Source organism: Candidatus Mycobacterium methanotrophicum, from assembly GCF_023515995.1.
GTDB classification, from domain to species: domain Bacteria; phylum Actinomycetota; class Actinomycetes; order Mycobacteriales; family Mycobacteriaceae; genus Mycobacterium; species Mycobacterium methanotrophicum.
On record NZ_CP097320.1, the window covers coordinates 1,311,459 to 1,329,120 of the forward strand.

The 17,662-nt window shown below is 64.7% G+C and carries 12 protein-coding genes and 5 pseudogenes; 6 read left to right on the forward strand and 11 right to left on the reverse strand.

What is annotated here, in order from left to right:
* The first annotated feature begins 98 nt into the window (after positions 1–98).
* The 3 genes and pseudogenes from M5I08_RS07190 (at position 99) to M5I08_RS07200 (ending at position 1,971) form a co-directional block, all read left to right on the forward strand.
* Positions 99–1,040 (forward strand): class I SAM-dependent methyltransferase, encoded by a 942-nt coding sequence (locus M5I08_RS07190; RefSeq protein ID WP_219066372.1) that lies wholly within the window; start codon positions 99–101, stop codon positions 1,038–1,040.
* Positions 1,041–1,393: 353 nt separating this feature from the next.
* Positions 1,394–1,645 (forward strand): annotated as a pseudogene (locus M5I08_RS07195) (type II toxin-antitoxin system antitoxin MazE5); the annotation flags it as partial.
* A complete protein-coding gene (locus tag M5I08_RS07200; RefSeq protein WP_219066309.1) occupies positions 1,642–1,971 on the forward strand; it encodes a type II toxin-antitoxin system PemK/MazF family toxin in 330 nt (109 codons plus the stop codon). The pseudogene M5I08_RS07195 and the gene M5I08_RS07200, both read left to right, overlap by 4 nt.
* A 184-nt stretch (positions 1,972–2,155) precedes the next feature.
* Here M5I08_RS07200 and ku read toward each other — a convergent pair whose 3' ends face one another.
* From ku to M5I08_RS07225, 5 genes are read right to left on the reverse strand one after another with little or no spacing between them, the layout of a single operon-like run.
* The gene (gene ku / locus M5I08_RS07205; protein WP_219066308.1) at positions 2,156–3,058 is read right to left on the reverse strand and encodes a non-homologous end joining protein Ku; all 903 of its coding nucleotides are present in this window, start codon (positions 3,056–3,058) and stop codon (positions 2,156–2,158) included.
* A gap of 38 nt (positions 3,059–3,096) precedes the next feature.
* Complete coding sequence (locus M5I08_RS07210) at positions 3,097–4,029, reverse strand: carbohydrate kinase family protein (RefSeq protein ID WP_219066307.1); 933 nt, start codon at positions 4,027–4,029, stop codon at positions 3,097–3,099.
* Positions 4,026–5,435 carry a mannitol dehydrogenase family protein gene (locus M5I08_RS07215; RefSeq protein ID WP_370328589.1) on the reverse strand — a complete coding sequence of 470 codons (1,410 nt, stop codon included), beginning with the start codon at positions 5,433–5,435 and terminating at the stop codon, positions 4,026–4,028. The genes M5I08_RS07210 and M5I08_RS07215 overlap by 4 nt, the downstream gene beginning before the upstream one ends.
* 13 nt (positions 5,436–5,448) lie before the next feature.
* Positions 5,449–6,306 (reverse strand): HAD family hydrolase, encoded by an 858-nt coding sequence (locus tag M5I08_RS07220; protein WP_219066370.1) that lies wholly within the window; start codon positions 6,304–6,306, stop codon positions 5,449–5,451.
* Positions 6,303–7,841, reverse strand: coding sequence for a mannitol dehydrogenase family protein (locus M5I08_RS07225; RefSeq protein ID WP_219066306.1), 1,539 nt, complete (start codon positions 7,839–7,841; stop codon positions 6,303–6,305). The genes M5I08_RS07220 and M5I08_RS07225 overlap by 4 nt, the downstream gene beginning before the upstream one ends.
* Positions 7,842–7,981: 140 nt before the next feature.
* Between M5I08_RS07225 and M5I08_RS07230 the strand changes: the two genes are divergently transcribed.
* Positions 7,982–10,234 carry an ATP-dependent DNA ligase gene (locus M5I08_RS07230; protein ID WP_219066305.1) on the forward strand — a complete coding sequence of 751 codons (2,253 nt, stop codon included), beginning with the start codon at positions 7,982–7,984 and terminating at the stop codon, positions 10,232–10,234.
* Between the two features lie 22 nt (positions 10,235–10,256).
* Here M5I08_RS07230 and M5I08_RS07235 read toward each other — a convergent pair whose 3' ends face one another.
* Both M5I08_RS07235 and M5I08_RS07240 read right to left on the reverse strand, forming a co-directional pair.
* On the reverse strand, positions 10,257–10,757 hold the full coding sequence (locus M5I08_RS07235) for a PAS domain-containing protein (RefSeq protein ID WP_219066369.1): 501 nt from the start codon (positions 10,755–10,757) through the stop codon (positions 10,257–10,259).
* A gap of 57 nt (positions 10,758–10,814) precedes the next feature.
* Positions 10,815–11,556: pseudogene (locus tag M5I08_RS07240) on the reverse strand (class I SAM-dependent methyltransferase).
* A gap of 255 nt (positions 11,557–11,811) precedes the next feature.
* Here M5I08_RS07240 and M5I08_RS07245 point away from each other — a divergent pair.
* A complete protein-coding gene (locus M5I08_RS07245; protein WP_219066304.1) occupies positions 11,812–12,507 on the forward strand; it encodes a GAF and ANTAR domain-containing protein in 696 nt (231 codons plus the stop codon).
* A gap of 12 nt (positions 12,508–12,519) precedes the next feature.
* Here M5I08_RS07245 and M5I08_RS07250 read toward each other — a convergent pair whose 3' ends face one another.
* On the reverse strand, positions 12,520–13,161 hold the full coding sequence (locus M5I08_RS07250; protein WP_219066303.1) for a chemotaxis protein CheB: 642 nt from the start codon (positions 13,159–13,161) through the stop codon (positions 12,520–12,522).
* Between the two features lie 67 nt (positions 13,162–13,228).
* Here M5I08_RS07250 and M5I08_RS07255 point away from each other — a divergent pair, with 67 nt between their 5' ends.
* Positions 13,229–13,945, forward strand: coding sequence for a Crp/Fnr family transcriptional regulator (locus M5I08_RS07255; protein WP_219066302.1), 717 nt, complete (start codon positions 13,229–13,231; stop codon positions 13,943–13,945).
* A gap of 8 nt (positions 13,946–13,953) precedes the next feature.
* On the opposite strand, the pseudogene M5I08_RS07260 reads toward M5I08_RS07255, so the two are convergent.
* The 3 pseudogenes from M5I08_RS07260 to M5I08_RS07270 form a co-directional block, all read right to left on the reverse strand.
* Positions 13,954–15,793: pseudogene (locus M5I08_RS07260) on the reverse strand (CheR family methyltransferase).
* Between the two features lie 103 nt (positions 15,794–15,896).
* Positions 15,897–16,652, reverse strand: a pseudogene (locus M5I08_RS07265) (STAS domain-containing protein).
* Positions 16,645–17,651, reverse strand: a pseudogene (locus M5I08_RS07270) (chemotaxis protein CheB). Before M5I08_RS07270 ends, M5I08_RS07265 begins: the two co-directional pseudogenes overlap by 8 nt.
* Positions 17,652–17,662: the final 11 nt, after the last annotated feature.

Here is a 17,662-nt window from a genome sequence, read left to right on the forward strand (position 1 = left end):
GCCAGAAACCAACCATGACAAGTGGTTTGAAAGCGATGCCGCATGCGGTTGGGCAAGCCGCTTCACGTAGGCTCGGTGCCGAGGTGGAGGGAGAAAGCGTGGCGAGGACCGACAACGACACCTGGGAGATCACCGAGAGTGTGGGTGCGACGGCGCTGGGTGTGGCGTCGTCGCGGGCGGCGGAAACGCGCAGTGAGAATCCGTTGATCCGCGATCCGTTCGCACAGCATTTTCTGGATGCCGCCGGTGAAGGGGTGTGGAACTGGCACTCGGCTGAGCAGTTGCCGCCGGAGGTCATCGAAGCCGAGCCGGAGATTCCGCTGCAGATGCAGGCGATGGTCAGCTACATGGCCTGCCGCACGGCGTTTTTCGATAATTTCTTCCTCGACGCCACCCGTAGCGGAATCCGCCAGGCGGTGATTCTGGCGGCGGGCTTGGATGCCCGGTCGTGGCGGTTGCCGTGGCCGGACGGGGTGACGATCTATGAGCTTGACCAGCCCAAGGTGTTGGACTTCAAGGCCTCGACGTTGGCCGAGCACGGGGCCGAACCCGCCTGCAGACGGGTCGCTGTCCCGGTCGACCTTCGTCACGACTGGCCAACAGCGTTGCAGGAGGCGGGTTTTGACACCTCCGCGGCCAGCGTCTGGTCGGCCGAAGGGATCACGCCGTATTTGCCTGCTGCGGCCCAAGATCTGCTGCTGCAACGCATTCGCGAACTCTCCGTCGCCGGCAGCCGGGCCGCCGTTGAGGCGCTGGGTCCGAGCTTCCTTGATCCCGAGTTGCGTGCCAAGCGGCGTGAGCGGATGGATCGGGTGCGCGCGGTGATGGCCGAAGTCGACCCGCAGCGAGAAATCCCCCGAACCGACGAGCTGTGGTACTTCGAGGAGCGCGAAGACGTCGGCGAATGGTTCGGCCGCCACGGCTGGGACGTCACGGTGACAACGACGCCTGAGCTGATGGCCAGCTATGACCGCCGGACACCCGAAGAGGTTGAGGACACCACGCCGCAGAACCTGTTCGTCGCTGCCCAGCGCAGGTAGGAAGCGGGCTCAGCGCCTGCGAACAGGGCGACGACGCCTGAACAAGGTGCACGATTCGGTGAGCACCGGCTCATAGGTGACGTCGCTGCATTCGCATTCCCAGGTGGTGTGCCGCCCACAGGAGCACGGCAGGTTTCCGACGATCATGTGCCCCGGCAGCAGCCAGTGGCCTCTCGTACAGCGATGTGGTCGTGTGTCCATCTGCTGCCCCCAATTGCGAGCCGACGCGATGGTCGTCGACGTCCGTCGTCACATGCAACACACTGGCACCGCTGGTATCGCGAATACAGGGTGGTCGCCGGATCGTTACCGGTTGGTGTCCTGCCGTGGGCGTGTCGTTACAGGCCGTTGAGTGGCATAATGATGGCATGAATCGCATACGCTTGAGTACGACTGTGGATCCCCAACTCCTCGGGAGTGCACGGAGCGTACGGTCGGGAATCACCGACGCCGCCCTCATCGACGAGGCCCTGGCGGCACTGCTCGCCCAGCATCGATCCGTCCAGGTCGACGCCGCCTACGCGGCCTATGACGAGCATCCAGCCGATGAGCCGGACGAGTGGGGCGACCTGGCATCGTGGCGGCGGGCGGCGGGCGCCTCGTGAGGACGCTGCCCGCTCGCGGAGAGGTGTGGTGGTGCGAATTGGCTGAGATCGGCCGCCGTCCGGTGGTTGTCCTGTCGCGTGACGCCGCGATCCCGCGGCTGCGACGCGCCCTCGTCGCACCCTGCACGACAACGATCCGGGGACTTGCCAGCGAGGTTGTCCTTGAGCCGGGCCTCGACCCGGTCCCGCGCCGCTCGGCGGCCAACCTGGACTCAGTCGAGAGCGTCTCGGTCGCAGTCCTGGGCAGTCGACTTGGCCGGCTTGCCGATACCCGGATGCGTGAGATCTGCGGAGCCCTCGAGGTCGCGGTCGACTGCACTGGCTGATCTGAATGGCTGCAATCGCTACGAGAAGCGCGGCCGGGCTCAGCGACCTGACCGCAGGGCGCCGGGGATCCACGCCGGCAGGCCGGCGCGCCGATGAGGAAGCGGTCGTTCAATCTGCGCGATGATGCCGGGCCTTGCAGCCCGCTGCTGTCGTACCCGGTTGTCGAGTCGCGTCGGCGTGCAGTCAGGACTTTGAGCCCGCCGTGGCGGGTGCCTTTTTGGCGGCCGCCTTTTTGGCTGGAGCCTTCTTCGCCGAAGCTTTCTTGGCAGTCTTTTTCGCCGGCGACTTTCCGCCGTCCGAGCGCGCTTTCACGCTGGCCTCCAGCTTGGCCAGCAGATCGGAGACGTCTTCGGTCTCATCCAGCTCTTTAGGGTGCTCCTCAGTGGTAAATGCTTCTCCGCCTTCAAGTTTGGCTTGCACCAACTCGTGCAGCTGCTCCTGGTAGTCGTCGTGATAGCGGTCCGGGTTGAAGTCATCGGCCATCGACTCGACCACCTGCCCGGCCATTTTCAGCTCCGCGGGCTTGATGTCGACCTTCTTGTCCAGCACCGGGAAGTCCGGGTCACGAATTTCGTCGGGCCACAGCAGCGTGTGGATCACCATCACGTCGCGCTTGCTGAAATCCCTGACCCGCAACGCCGCAAGCCGGGTCTTGTTGCGCAAGGCGAAATGCACGATCGCCACCCGATCGGTTTCGGCCAGCGTCTTGGCGAGCAGCACATACGATTTGGTTGACTTGCCCTCCGGCTCGAGGAAGTAGCTGCGGTCATACATCATCGGGTCGAGGTCGCTGGCCGGAACGAATTCCAGCACATCGATCTCACGGCTGCGCTCTTCGGGCAGCGTCGCGATGTCCTCGTCGGTGATCACCACCATTTGGCCGTCGTCGGATTCGTAGGCCCGCGCGATGTCGCGGTACTCGACAACTTCGCCGCATACCTCACAGACGCGCTTGTATCGAATGCGGCCGTTGTCCTTGGCGTGCACCTGATGAAACTTGATGTCGTGGTCCTCGGTCGCGCTGTACACCTTGACCGGGACGTTGACCAGCCCAAAGGAGATCGAACCCTTCCAGATGGAACGCATAGGTATCAGTATGCCCATATGGGCATACTGATAAGCGCCTAAGCGCCGCTCGCCAGCTTCGCTTCGTCCAGCGCGGCGCGGTCCGGCAGGTCAGCACCCGCCCGGGTTACGGTCAGCGCCGCCGCCGTGCTGGCGGCCTCGATTGCCGACGTCAGCGTATCGAGGTCCATCCCGGCCAGCTCGGCACGTCGCTGCGCGCCTAACAAGCCCGATTCCCAGAGCGCGTCGATCAGGCCGACCATGAACGCGTCGCCGGCGCCGACGGTGTCGACCACCTGGACGGCTCGTGCTGTCACCCGCACTTCGCCGGCCGCGCAGACCGCCGCCGCTCCCCGGTCACCCATCGTCACCACGACAACGGCGGGACCCAACGCGAGCCAGGTTTGGGCCGTCCGCTCGGGCGGATGATCAGGGTCGATCCAGCGCAAGTCCTCCTCGCTGACCTTGACGACGTCGCTGCGCTCGACGAGGCGCTCGATGCGTTGGCGGGCCAGACCCCGATCGACGATCAGCGACGGGCGCACGTTGGGGTCGAAACTGATTGTGGCCGAGACGTGGTAGGTGTCGACGAGCGCCGCGACGGCCAGGCAGCCCGGCTCCTGCACGGCGGCAATCGAACCCGTGTGGACGAACAGCGGCGGTGCCACCATCGGTGTGCCGGAGAGCTGCCAGTCCAGATCGAACACGTAGTCGGCCGATCCGTTGTCGCCGATAGCCGCTCGCGCGGTCGCCGTCCGGTCAGCGGATCGACTGCCCGGAACAAGTTGCACCCCTGCAGCATTGACGTATTCGGCGATACGTCGGCCGTGCGGGTCGTCGCCGATGTGGGTCAGGAAGTCGACGTCGCGGCCCAGCCGGGCCAGCCCGACGGCGACGTTGAGCGGGCTGCCGCCGACGTGCTCGGCACTGATCCGGCTGTGGTGCTCGACGATGTCGATCAGCGACTCGCCGATCACCAGCCCGCGGGTCATCGCACTAAAGCCTCCAGCGTTGCCCGAGCTCCCTTGCGGTGCAACGAATCCAACGCCCAGCGGTACGCCTCGACAAAGCGCGGCTCATGGGCCAGGTTACCGAACACAGCGCTGACGTCGATGAATGCGGTGGGATTCTCGTGCTGCGACCGGGCGATCGGCACCAGCGAGTCCGCAAGCTGGTCTACCACTTCGAACGGCTTACCCCACTCGTCGACACCTTCCGCGTAGCGGGCCCAGCTCGCAACCGTTGCCGCCGCCAACCGGACGGGTCCGTCGTTGGCCAGGTTGGCGCAGATGACCGGAAACAGAAACTTCGGGATGCGATCCGACGAGTAGGCGCACAGTCGTGAAACGGTGTCGCTCACGCCTGGGTTGGTGAACCGGTCGATCAGGGTGCGGCTGTAGTCATGCAGGTCGATTCCCGGCACCGGCCCCAGCGTCGGGATGGCCTCGAAATCGAAGTAGGCGAGCAAGAATTCGGCGAACAACGGATCACGGGCAGCGTCGTGAACGAACTCGACGCCGCATAACCGTGCGAAGTAGGCCAGGCTTTGATGCCCGGCGTTGAGCAGCCGCAGCTTCATCATCTCGTACGGGACGACGTCGTCGACCAGCAGCGCGCCCGCCTGTTCCAACGGCGGCCTGCCGTCGGCGAAGCAGTCTTCGATGACCCAGGCGGCGAATGCCTCGGCCACGACCGGCCAGCGGTCATCGACACCGAAGTCGCGGCGCACGCCCGCGGCCATTTCGAGTGTCGTGGCCGGGGTGATCCGGTCCACCATCGAATTCGGGAACCGGGCGTGTTCGGCCACCCACTCGGCGAGCCCGGGATCCCGGTGTTCGGCGTTCGCCAGGACCACCCGCCGCGCGACCTCGCCATTGCCTTCGATGTTGTCGCACGAGAGAATCGTCGGCGCGGCGATGCCGCGGTCGCGGCGCCTGGCCAGGGCCTCGGTGATCAACGCGAACGCCGGCCCATCGGGATCGCGGTAACCGCCTTCGGTGATAGTCAACGAAATGATCCGGGTCGATGGCGCGGCCAGCACGTCGAGCGTTGCCTGCGGCTCGTCGGGCGCGTAGCGATAGTCGACGATCGAACCGATCACCTGTGCCTTCCGGCCACCGTCGGGGCTTTCTAGAACCAGAGTGTAGAGACCGTCCTGGTCACGCAAGACGTCGCGCATCGGCCAGTCGGCGGGCAGCACCCCCACCCCGCAGATTCCCCACTCGCGCGCCAAGCCTTTTCCCAGCAACCGGTCGATGTACATGGCCTGGTGCGCCCGGTGAAAGTGGCCCGTCCCGATATGGGCGATTCCGACGCTGATGCTGCCGCGGTCGTAGTTCAAGGCTGCGATCGGCAACCTTGCCGCCGCCACATTTTTCAGATTGATTGCGTTAGGCACGATTGCGCAGCTCCTAGATCCGCGAGCCTCCACCTGTCACGGGCGACAACATCAGGGCATCTGCGAGAGCGCGCCAGGAGTCGGTTATCGCGACGGCGCCGGCGTCGATCAGTTCCGCAGTGCGGCGAGGCCGTTCGGCGGCCGGCACGAACATCGCATTGCCGACGGTGAGGTAGCCGGCCTCCACCGCGGATTTCACGCCGGGCACCGAGTCTTCGATGGCCAGGCCGTGGCCGGCGTTGATCTCCATCACCTGGCCGGCGTGCAGATATACCGCGGGGTTGGGTTTGCTCGTCGGCACGGGCAGGGAATCTTCCGCGCTGAAGCGCAGGGCCGCCGGGATGAGCGGATGAAGACCGGTGGCGGTGAAACAGGCATCCAGTCGCTTGGTGGCACTGGAGCTGACCGCTGCCAGTGCATAGCGCGATGCGAGAGTTTGCAACGGACCAAGCACTTCGGGGTCTGGCTTCAGCGTGGCGGCCAGATGTGCGGTGACCTGTTCGCGTTCTTCGCGTACCCACCGCTCGAGCTCGTCGGCGCACAATGCGCGACCGGCTGCCACGTCGCGCTCCGAAGCGACAACGGCAGCACCACGGCCGTTCGCCAGCGTCTGCTCCATGGGCACTTCCGACAGCACAGCAAGGTCCAGAGCGATGCTGCGGAAATTTTTTCCGACCGCCTGCTTGCGCAGTTCCTCTGCGGTGAAAGGCGCCGGCACGCCGAACCTGGCTAGAAAGCGACTGATCACCTCGGCCGAGGCATCGAATGCTGGTTTCTCGGAAGGAAAGAGGTTGTCGTCTGCGTCGCAGAGCAACGTGGTAATCGATGCCGGGTCAAACTGGCCCACAAATTTTAGCCCCTGGGAGGTCATCGCCACACCAGCTCCCGCACCTCGTCGCGCAACGCCTGGCGCATTGCGGATAGCACACCACGCTCGTCGATATCCGCAATCATGTCGCCGATACGCTCCTTGAAGGTCGGAACCGACCGTAGCCCGATGAACATCTGATGCCGCAGCAACGGACCGGGGTCGTTGCCTGCCGTGGTCGCCAACCGGGTCAGCAATTCCGACTCCGGATCCTGGATGCGGATCTTGCCACCCTTGAGGTCGTAGCCGCGCAGGTAGCGGGCCCACCCGGCCAAAGCCAACATCAACAGCGTGTGCGATCTGCCCTGGGCGATCGCCTCCTGCAGGGACGGCAGCAGAAATGATGAAATCTTTGCCGATCCCCGGCGAGCCAAGCGGGACAACTGGTCGCCCATGCGCGGATTACTGAGCCGAATCAGCAACGTGTTGCGATAGCCGGGGGTGTTCATTCCGGGCACCGGGGGCAGCAGTGGCTGAATCTCATCGCGCATCAGCTGCTCGACGTAATCGAAGATGACGTGGTCTGCCATCGCTTCGTCGGTGCGCTGGTAGCCGGCCAGCGTCGCCAAAATCCCGAGCGCGATATGGGTTCCGTTGAGCAGACGTGTTTTCACCAACTTGTGGTCGCCGACGTCGCTTACGAACTGGGCGCCGACCTCATCGAGGGGCGGACGGCCGGCGCTGAAGGTGTCCTCGATGATCCATTGGCGATGCGGTTCGGTCAGCACCGGCCACTTGTCGGCGATGCCAAACGTGCGTTCGACGAATTTGCGCCCCGAGTCGGAGGTCGCGGGAGTGATGCGGTCGACCATGGTCGACGGGAATGCGACATGTCTGTCGATCCAACCGGCGAGTTGAGGATCGCGTAACGCGGCGAACGACACCAGCGCGGTTCGCGCGGCTTGTGTGTTATCGGGAATGTTGTCGCAGCAGAGCACCGTGAACGGGGCTACACCGGCGTGGCGGCGCCGGTGAAGCGCCTCGGCGAGATATCCCCACGCAGTGACAAAGCAATTCGACACCACAAGATCGGCACGCACATCGGGGTGGCTGGCGTCGAACTCACCGGTGACCGGGTCAAGGAAGTATCCGTTGCCGGTAATCGTTAGGCTGACGACGCGGGTCTGGGGATCAACCAGAGCCCGACGGACAGCAGCGCTGTCGTTCGGTGCGTAGTGACAGGAGCCGATCGAGCCGACCACCCGGGCGGTTTGGCGGTCGTGGCCGCGTTGCACGACGGTATAAAGCCCATCTTGAGCCGACAGTACATCTTTTACGTCGCGGGAATGAAGACTGACGGCGGTCACCCCCCACTGGTGCGAAATACCAAGGGAAGCAAGGTCGTCGAGGTAGACAGCCTGATGCGCACGGTGAAAGTTCCCCAATCCGATATGAACGACACCACGCCGAAGGGCCGACCTGTCATAGGTCGGCACGTCGATCCGTTGCGAATGCAGGGGCAATGTGGCGTCACTCAGCGGGACGCCGCCGCTACGGCGCTCGGGGACAAGACTCGTGAGGCTGTCATCGAAGCGCATCGGTTACCGAACATACCGCGCATCAACGCAGCAGGCACGGGAGCAGGACTCCGCTACGCCGAACATTGCCGGCGTCAGCAGGCGTTTAACTGGCCCGGTGAAATGCGTCACACCGGTACCGGCGGCGTAGGTTTACCGCTGTGGCGCCGCGGGTGAAGCTGACCAACGCCGACAAGGTGCTCTACCCGGCAACCGGGACCACAAAAGGCGACGTCTTCGCCTACTACACCAGCATCGCCGCGGTGATGGTGCCGCACATTGCCGGCCGCCCGGCCACCCGCAAGCGCTGGCCCAACGGCGTGGACGAGGCGTCGTTCTTCGAAAAGCAGCTGGCCTCGTCAGCGCCGGACTGGCTGCCGCGCGCCAGCGTTGCACACCGGTCCGGGACAACCACATATCCGATCATCGACAGCATCGACGGGCTGGCGTGGATCGCCCAACAGGCCTCCCTGGAGGTGCATGCGCCGCAGTGGCGCTTCGAAGCCGAGTGGACGCGCAAAGGCGAAGAACTCAAGCCCGGCCCGGCGACCCGCCTGGTGTTCGACCTCGACCCCGGCGAAGGTGTGACGATGGCCCAGCTGGCCACGGTGGCCCGCGCCGTTCGGGACCTGATGACCGACGTCGGCCTGGCCACGTTCCCGCTCACCAGCGGCAGCAAGGGGCTGCATCTGTATAGCCCGCTGGACAAGCCGGTGAGCAGCCGCGGCGCGGTGGTGTTGGCCAAACGTGTGGCGCAGCAATTGGAAAAGTCGATGCCGAAACTGGTCACCGCGACGATGACCAAGAGCCTGCGAGCGGGTAAGGTTTTCCTGGACTGGAGCCAGAACAACGCGTCGAAGACCACCATCGCGCCCTATTCGCTGCGGGGTCGCGAGCATCCGACAGTCGCCGCACCGCGCAGCTGGGAGGAGCTCGACGACAAGAAGCTTCGCCATCTGCGGTACGACGAAGTGCTGAAAAGGGTCGAGCGCGACGGAGACTTGCTGGCGCCGCTGGACGCCGACGCGCGGACCCCGGATCGGCTGAGCAAATACCGCAGCATGCGAGACCCGTCGAAAACGCCGGAACCCGTGCCCACCTCGAAACCGTCTATCGGACGAGGTAATACCTTTGTCATTCAGGAGCACCACGCCCGCCGGCTGCACTACGACTTCCGCCTCGAACGCGACGGTGTACTCGTGTCCTGGGCGGTGCCGAAGAACCTGCCGGAGACCACCGCGGTCAACCACCTGGCGGTTCACACCGAGGACCATCCGCTGGAGTACGGCAGCTTCGAAGGCGGCATCCCGAAAGGAGAATACGGCGCCGGCGAGGTGATCATCTGGGACTCCGGCACCTATGACGCGGAGAAGTTCCGAGAGGATGAAGTGATTGTCACGCTGCATGGTCAGCGGATCTCCGGGCGCTACGCGCTGATTCAAACCGACGGCGACCAGTGGCTGGCGCATCGGATGAAAGACCAAAAGGTTTTCCAATTCGATGAACTGGTCCCGATGCTCGCCACAGAGGGTTCGGTGGCGAACCTGAAAGCACCGCAATGGGCATTCGAGGGCAAGTGGGACGGTTACCGGTTGCTGGTCGACGCTGATTATGGCGCCGTACGGCTGCGTTCGCGCAACGGGCGTGACGTCACCAAGGAATATCCTCAACTGCGTTCACTGGCACGCGATCTCGGCGATCACCGTGTTGTTCTCGACGGCGAAGTCGTCGCGCTCGACGCTTCCGGTGTTCCGCGATTTACTGAAATGCAGAACAGGGCGCGGTCCACCAGAATCGAGTTCTGGGCATTCGACCTGCTGTATTTGGACGGGCGGTCGTTATTGCGGGCGCGCTACTCTGATCGGCGCCAACTGCTGGAAACGCTTGCCGGCGTGGGCGGTGTGAACGTTCCCGAGCTACTAGCCGGCGACGGCGCCGAGGCGCTGGACTACTCACGTAAGCACCAGTGGGAGGGTGTGATCGCCAAAAAGCGCGACTCCACCTACCGGCCGGGTCGCCGCTCGGCGTCGTGGCTCAAGCACAAGTATTGGAACACCCAGGAAGTCGTCATCGGCGGATGGCGCGCCGGCGAGGGCGGGCGCACCAGCGGGATCGGGTCGTTACTGATGGGGATGCCGACTGCGGACGGGCTGCATTTCGCGGGGCGGGTCGGCACCGGGTTCACCGAACGAGACTTGGCCGCGCTGAAGAAGACGCTCAAGCCGTTGCACACCGACGAATCACCCTTCGACGCACCACTTCCCACAAAGGACGCCAAGGGCGTGACCTTCGTGAAACCTACGCTGGTCGGGGAAGTCCGGTACAGCGAGTGGACGTCTGACGGTCGGCTGCGTCAGCCCAGCTGGCGTGGGCTGCGGCCCGACAAAGAATCGCGCGAGGTGATGCGGGAATGAAATGGGTGACTTCGCCACACATTCATGAGCGTGCGGCGCGGACCCGTCGCCGGCCATTTGCACCGTGGCCGTTGGACTGAGCGGGGTGGCCATCTCGGCTCGGCTTCAAGTTCACCGCGGTCACGTCGAGACAGAAACCTTGCAGGCCGGCCACCGCTCCTTCAATGTCGTAGAACGGGGCGCCAACCATCACCACATGATGCAGGCGATGCCCGGTGTCCAGGATGCGGTGACGTGAGCTGAACGGATGCTCACCGCGGCGCGCGTCCTGCAGAGTTACGGCCACCTTGCGGTAATCGTCGAGATGCACGTGCGAGAGGACCAACAAAGTGCTCGGCGCCGTGGCCCCCGGCGGGTAGCCGTGCATACGCTCGACCTGCGGTGACCATGTCCATCGATCGTCGTCGAAATAGAACCGAAACCAGCCCAGATGCTGCGACCAATCCGCCGCCAGCAGTTGGGCGCCCGTAGCGGCCTGACCGACGACGCCATCGGTTGAAACCAAAGGATTCCGCGGATTCATCAAAACCTTTCCCTAATTCCAGTCCCGTGCGTTGTGAGTACCCGGCCGATCCAGCTTTTATCGCCGAGTCGCCCGGACGAAGCTGATCGAAGCGGGCGCGCTCGCCTGCGCTTCGGCCTCCAGCGGCGCCAGCGCCGCTCTGTCGAACAGGTCGGCCAGCACGAAGGTGGCGGTGTCCCAGCCGTGAGCGTGCAGATGGGCCGCGACGTCGGTGTGCTCGCCCGGATACGTCAAATCGGGAATGTGCAGATCCAGGCCGTGTTCGCGCCAGCGGTCGGTCACGATCTGCGCCTGGCGCTGCTCCTCCTCGGTTTGACCGCGCACCGATCCGTAGTCCCCGGCGAACCTGCTTGCCGGTGAACTGAGCGCGTTCACGTGGTCCAGCAAGCGAACTTCGGCCTCGGGCGGCAAGAAACCGATGAGAACCCCCTCGGCCAGCCAGGCCGTCGGTTGGGTGGCTTCAAAACCCGCCTGCCGCAGAGCCGCCGGCCAGTCCGCACGCAGGTCGATGCCGGCGGCCTCGGCGAAGTACTCGTCGTAAAACCGGGTCCGGGCAGCAAACGTGTCGATCATCCGAGGGAAACCGGCGTTGTCGTCGACGTCGCCGAAGTTCAGCTCGCCGGAGGCCACCTTGGTGAACAGGTCCAGTCCGACCACGACGGACCAGCGGCTCGGCGAACGGGTCGTTGATCACCGGGTCCGGACGTCGGCTGGCCGCCGCCCGTGTGGCCGCCACCATGGTCGCAGTGGCGCCGACGCTGCTGGCCAAATCCCAGCTGTCGCTTTCGGTTCGTGCCATGATGCTCCTCGCAAAAGATTTTCGGCTTCGCAATCCACGGTAGGTCCCGAATCATGCGGGTCTCCTCTACGTTTGCTGTATGACTGCTGTGGAACCTAAACCGCACGCCGTCTCCCTCGCGAGCGGGCTGTCCAATTCCGACCGAATACTAGGCCGCGGGACCGTCGCCGCCGCCGTGAACTGATTGTTGCCCGATTTGTGGCGGGGGGGGGCAATGGCGACGTCGCGGTCGAAGCAGACGGTCGGAGTGATGACATGTTGGTAAGCCGATCTAGTGGGCTCATCCATGAAGTCGCGGAGTTGGCGCAGACCCTGCAGCGGCAGGAGAACACCGACGTCGACGCCGCCTTGGCGGAATTAACCGAAAGCGCTGTCAGCGCCATGCCCCGTGCGCAGCATGCCGGCATCACGATCGCGTCTCGCGGCGGGAAGGTGCGGACAGCCGCGGCGACCGACCGTTACCCCCGGCTGCTCGACGAAATCCAGCAACGACACAAGCAGGGTCCGTGCCTGTCGGCAGCCTGGGAGCATCACGTGATCCGGATTGACGACACGCAGCTCGAAGACCGCTGGCCCGCGTTCTGCCGTGAAGTGAGGCAGACCCCCATCCGGTCGATCATCTCGTTCCAGTTGTTCGCCGACCACCGCACCATGGGTGCGTTGAACTTTTACGCGCAACAGCCGCGTGCATTTGACGAGGAAGCGGCGGAAATGGGGCTAGTCCTGGCCACCCACACCGCCGTGGCGTGGAACATGGCGCGCCGCGATGAGCAGTTCCGCAGCGCGTTGGCCTCCCGCGACATCATCGGCCAGGCCAAGGGCATGATCATGGAACGATTCAAGATCGATGCGGTGCAGGCGTTCGAACTGCTCAAGCGGCTATCGCAGAGCTCGAATACGCCGCTGGCGGTCGTCGCCCGCGAGCTGGTGAAATCAGAACACCACGGCTGAGGGGTGGCGCGCTTAGGAGGTGAGCCTGGCCCACGGCGGCAGCGGCACCGCAAGCAGCTCCGCGGCGCCCGGCGCGGTGGTAAGGGCCAGCAGCGCGGACGCGAGCCGGTCCAGCGGCAGCACGAAGTCGGCGCAGCCGGTGGCGATCGCATTGGCGGGCATACTGCCCGCCTGAGCGGTGGCCGGATCCTGGACCAGCACGCGTCCGCCGCTGCGCTTGACCGCGCGACAGCCGTCGGCGCCGTCGCCCAGCGCCCCTGTCAAGATCACCGCGACGGTCGGCGTCGTGCGCGCCGAGCTGACCAGCAGCTCGTTGCCTGGCGCGGCGCCTGCCACGGCGTCGTTCAGCACCCACCGGCCCGCGTTGTCGATGGTTGCGACGGTCTGCCCGGGCACGACGGTGATCCCGAATTGATCTGCCGCACAACCGCTTTCGGCGACCCGCGTGGGTAGCTTCGTTCGGCGGGCCAGGATGGGTACGAGCAGGTCGCGGGCGCCAGTGCGCCGCCGGTGCTGCACGACTGCTATCGGGATCGGGTACGTGGCGGGCAGCCCCGATAGGACAGCGGTAATGGCCTGGATCCCGCCGAGCGATGCGACGACGACGACGCGCCCGAAGCTCGCCACCGTAGCGGGATCGCGGGGCAGGTTCACCAGCCCCACGGTAGTCGCTATGTCAGGTCAGCGACGTATCCGCGAACAGATCGGGTAGTCAGGGACAGTGACCGAAGAAGGAGTTCGGCGCAATGCGATTTTGGCTCAGCTGCCCGAATCGGAGTTCGACGAGCTTGCGCGGCGCCTGCGGCTGGAGCGGACGGAAATCAAGCACGTCGGCTACGCGCCGGGGAAGCCGATCACCGACATCTACTTCCCGCTGACGTCGGTCTACTCGCTGGTCGCGATCGCCGACGGCAAGTTTCGGCTGGAGGTCGCCACCGTCGGTTACGAGGGAATGGTGGGCCTGCCCGCATACCTCGGCGCCGGCAGCAGTCTGCAGGCGGCGTTTTGCCAGGTGGCCGGTGACACCGTTGGAATCGGGGTGGAAGATTTCCGCCAGGCGCTGGGTCGCGGCGGCGCACTGCGTGCCCTGATGAACCGGTTCACCCAGGCCACCATGGTGCAGGTTGCTCAGAACGTCGTTTGCAACCGCAGCCACTCGACCGACGTCCGGATGGCAAGGTGGTTGTTAACCACGCAGGACCGGGTGGGACGCGACGAGTTCCCGCTCACTCAGGATTTTCTGGCCCAGATGCTCGGCGTGCGCCGGCCCACCGTCTCCGATACGGCCCACCGGATCCAAGCCGACGGGCTGATCCGCTACCGCCGGGGCGTCGTCGTGATCGCCGACCGGGGCGGGCTGGAGCAGAAGGCCTGCGAGTGCTACCGCATCGTGAAGGCAGAATTCGACGATCTACGGAATCACCGCCGGGGTGGGTGAATCACCGATCAGGATTGCACCTCCATCGACAACAGCGCGCCGTTCACGCCACCCTCGGGGCCTTGGAAGCCGGTGCAGGTCACGCGAACGTGAGTGGGCCGGCCTCGGCGGTTGATCGCCTCGACGACGGACTCGCCCGGGTTTTCCGGATCCACGAACGCGTTGCCGATCAGCGGGCGGATGGTGTCCATCGGTAGCCCGATGTCCAAACTTGTCAGGATTTGGCCGGTGGTCTCGTCGGCCCGCAGCCCCCACAGCTCTTCGCAACTCCGGTTCCACACCACAACACGCATCTCCCGATCGATAACGACCATGCCGAAGTGCGCCGAGTTGACCAGCGAGTCGAGGAAGGTACGCGCGTCGTGTAGTTCGACGCTGCGTTCGCGCAAGGTGTCGTTGATCATGTGCAGCTCGTCGTTGGTGGACTGCAACTCCTCGTTCATCGTCTCGAGTTCTTCGTTGGTGGACTGCAATTCCTCGTTGGTGGTCTCCAGCTCCTCGACCGTCGACTGCAATTCCTCGTTGGTGGTCTCGAGTTCTTCGTTGGTGGACTGCAATTCCTCGTAGGCCGCTTCGAGTTGTCGGTTGGTGGCCACCACCTTGTCCAACAGCGCCCTGGTCGCGGTCACGTCGAAGAAAACGATCGACACACCCAGCAGCCCGTTCTCCGCGTCGATCAGCGGGTTGACGTGGATTTCGAACCAGACGGTTTCCGCACCCGGACGTTGCCACTTGACGTCTTGAATGCGGGCAGAGCGGCGCTCGACCTTGGCCTGTTCCAGGTAGGCGCGCAACTCCACCGGTCGGTAGGACACCTCCAGGTCGCGCAGCAGCCGGCCGATGTCGCGCGCCGAGAGCCCGAACATGGTTTCGGCCTGCTGGTTGATCATCGCGACGGTGTCCTCGCCCGTCACCACAACCTGGGCCACCGGGTTCGCCCGAAAAGCCAACTCGCGCACGGTGGTCAGACCTGTTTGATCGCCATGTCGCTCATACATCGCCGCGGCTGGATCGTAACGCTGCAACCCGCCATGTGACCCCGGCGTTTTCCGGAAGATTCGATGTTTGATGTTCAACGGCTTAAACCGATCGGTGTGGCTGAGCAGCATCTCGGCGTGGCCGAGGAACAGCGTGCCCTGGACGGCCAACGCATAATGCAAGCGGCCCAGCACATTTCGCTGCGTATCCGCGTTCATGTACATCAGGGTGTTGCGGCACACCAGCAGATCGACCCGGGAGATGGGCGCATCTTTGACCAAGTCGTTACGGCCGAAAATCACCGCGCGGCGAAGGTCCTTGTGGAAGATGTAGCGGCCATTTTGTCGGTCGAAGTACTTGTCCAGCAATTCTTCCGGCACCGACTCGACGGCCTTGGCCTCGTAGTCGGCGGCTCGCGCCTCGGTCAGGGCGTCCTCGTCGACGTCGGTCGCGTAGATCTTCACCCGCCGGCGGAACGCGTCCGGCCCGAGCGTCTCGGCCAGCAGCATGGCCAGCGTGTAGGCCTCCTGCCCGGAAGCGCAGCCGGCGCTCCAGACCCGAATCGGGTCGTCGGGGCCGCGCTCTGCCAGCATTTGCGGGATGACGTCGCTGGCGATGTACTCCCATGCGTCGGGGTCGCGGAAAAATGCGGTGACATTGATCAGGATGGTGTTGAACAGGGCCGAGAACTCATCGGAGCTGGCCTGCAGCACGTCGAGATATTGACGTTTTCTCATAACCGGCTTGTGCCATGCGGTGACGAACTCGCCGTATCAGCGTGGTGCGCTTATACCCGGTGAAATCGAATCCCCGGGTATCTCGCATGTAGCGCAGCAGGGCTTCGAAGGATTCGTCTGTCTTGGTGTCCATTTCGTCCCGTCTGCCGACAACCGGTCGCGAGACGCAACATTACTCGGAAGCTGATGGCCCGACTCCTTCTCGCGCTGTCCCAGCGCTCGTCGTCATCGAGCGGCTAAAGCCGATTTTCGGGGCCAACAACTGCCCAGACCGTCTTTCCCGACGGCGTCGGCGTGCTTCCCCAGGCGCGGCACACCGAGGCGACGATCGCCAACCCGGAGACCCGCTCTCCCCCGCGATAGGGATCCTCATGGCGCGCCGCCGGTGTCGAACTGTTGTCCTGCACCGAGACGAAGACTGCCGTGCCGTCGGATTCCAGGACCAGCACGGGCCCGGTGAGGGTGTGCTGCAACACGTTCTCGACAAAGACGTTGGCGACGACGGTAGCCACCGGGATCAGCTCATGGTGAGACCAGGCTGCGAGCCATTCGGCCACGAATTCGCGGGCCGCGCGCAGGCTGGCGAGCGAGGCGGGCAATTCGGTACGAGCCCGCAACCGGGCGGGGTGAGCATCGGTCAGCGCGGCCCGTGCCGCATCGATCGTGGCGCGCACCGGCACGTAACGCGTCACGCCGGTGCGTGCGATGGTTCTCCGCAAACCGGGGTGGCCGCACACCAGGATGATCGGAACATCGGGCCATGTGCTGACATGCCAGCGTGCACTGGTAAACACCGATCACGCCGAGCCCACGGGAACGTCGAGCCGGTTGACGTCGACAAGCACCGCCCGCGGTTCATCCAGCGCCGCCTTGATGACGGCGTCGCGCAGGCTCAGGTACGTGCTGTTGTCGAGCACGCCGTCAACGGTGAGCACACAGACGGTTCCGGCGGAGTCCGCGGAAACCACTATCGAACTCGCCGGCCTACCCATCAGGCTCCCGGTGTTTGAGGTAGGCCTCGGATAACCGGTGGCCGAGCACGGTCATCGCGCGTTCAGCCTCGTCGGCGATCGTCTCATAGCGCGCGCTGAGCCCTCCGGGACTGACTTGTCCGGCCAGCCGGCGCGACAGCTTGGCTTTTTCCTGCAGGCTGCGAATGGCTACTCAAAGCGCGCTTTCGATCTCGTTGTCGCGTGCGCGCAGCAGCGCATCGGCTGTCCACGCGTGTCCGACATGACAGCGGTAATTGTTTTCACTCACCGAGATCAGCGTCCCATTGCAGTCCGGGCAGGTGTATCCGGATGGCTGGCCCAGGGTCTCGGTGTGTCGAAGTCCGTCGAGAACCGTCGCGCCATCGCAATCTGGTTCTCCAAATCCATGCGTGCGTCGGGCTCCATCGCGCGCTCCTCGAATTCTCGATCGGCCAACTGCTTCAGCAGGCCGCCCACTTCAACCGCCCCGACTTGGTGATCCACCACGCCGGCGTCGATGGCGTTGAGCGGCATGGCCGGAAACAGTGCCTCATCGGGTGACTGCGCGATCGTCGTGCCGCCGCGCGAGCGGATGGCCGCTGTCCCCAGCGTGCCGTCGTCGAGCACACCGGACATCAGCACACTGACCGCGCGATGACCAAATGCCAGCGCCACCGAGCGGAACAACGCGTTAATCGCCGGCCGATGGCCGTTTTCGGTCGGACCGTCAGATAATGCAATTTTGCGGCCGTAGGTGAGCAGGTGGCGATTGGGCACCGCCACCCGGATCGTGCCGGCTTGCAAAGCTTCGCCGTCGACGGCTTGCGCCGCCGGTAGCGGCCCGGCGCGATCCAAAATGCGGGCCAAAACGCTTGGCGCTCCGACCGGCACATGCAGCACGACCAAAACCGCATATGGGAGGTCAGGCGGCAGGCCGGCAGCGAAGTTGGTCAAGGCCTCCACCCCACCGGCCGAGGCGCCGACCGCGACCACATTAAGGGCGCTGTTTTCGGTTGCCATTACCACCGCCA